General features: G+C 70.1%; 1 pseudogene. It reads right to left on the bottom strand.

The features are described from left to right. A pseudogene (locus ACZ6JE_RS15665) lies at positions 1–234 on the bottom strand (magnesium transporter); the annotation flags it as partial.

The raw sequence follows: 234 nt of genomic DNA on the forward strand, positions 1-234 counted from the left end.
GTCACCTTGCGACCGAGCATCTCGGCGATGACCCGGGTCTCGCCGCCGCGCTGCTCGTAGCGGCGCAGGGTGATGAGTCCGTTGGTGATGATCTGACCCGAGCCGATGCTCGTGACCCGGCCGATGCCGACGACGACGCGGCGTTTGCCGGGCACCTCGACGAGCAGTCCGACCACCCGAGGGGGCTCGTCGCGACGGTCGACGACCAGGACGGCGCGGACCTTGCCGACCTTG

It is taken from the genome of Frigoribacterium sp. AC759 (genome assembly GCF_979256015.1).